This window comes from Streptococcus intestinihominis (assembly GCF_046824975.1).
In the GTDB taxonomy this organism is placed as follows: Bacteria; Bacillota; Bacilli; order Lactobacillales; family Streptococcaceae; genus Streptococcus.
The window spans coordinates 1-390 of the sequence record NZ_JBKQBL010000019.1; the positions used below are offsets into that span (position 1 = coordinate 1).

Here is a 390-nt window from a genome sequence, read left to right on the forward strand (position 1 = left end):
GAACCTACGACCTTCGGGTTATGAGCCCGACGAGCTACCGAGCTGCTCCATCCCGCGCTAATATTAAGGAGGATGTGGGATTCGAACCCACGCACGCTTTTACACGCCTGACGGTTTTCAAGACCGTTCCCTTCAGCCGGACTTGGGTAATCCTCCAGCTAATTATGGACCTTGTAGGACTTGAACCTACGACCACTCGGTTATGAGCCGAGAGCTCTAACCAGCTGAGCTAAAGGTCCGACAAGATCAATAGTATAGCGGCGAAGGGGATCGAACCCCCGACCTCCCGGGTATGAACCGGACGCTCTAGCCAGCTGAGCTACACCGCCATAAATCGGGAAGACAGGATTCGAACCTGCGACACCTTGGTCCCAAACCAAGTACTCTACC

General features: G+C 54.4%; 3 tRNA genes. All 3 read right to left on the reverse strand.

The features are described 5' to 3' along the window. Positions 1–66: 66 nt before the first annotated feature. The 3 genes from ACLOR3_RS10705 to ACLOR3_RS10715 all read right to left on the reverse strand — a co-directional run bounded on the left by ACLOR3_RS10705 (position 67) and on the right by ACLOR3_RS10715 (position 329). Positions 67–156, reverse strand: a tRNA-Ser gene (locus tag ACLOR3_RS10705). Positions 157–165: 9 nt separating this feature from the next. Continuing rightward, a tRNA-Ile gene (locus tag ACLOR3_RS10710) sits at positions 166–239 on the reverse strand. 16 nt (positions 240–255) lie between these two features. Next, positions 256–329, reverse strand: a tRNA-Met gene (locus ACLOR3_RS10715). Between the last annotated feature and the right edge of the window lie 61 nt (positions 330–390).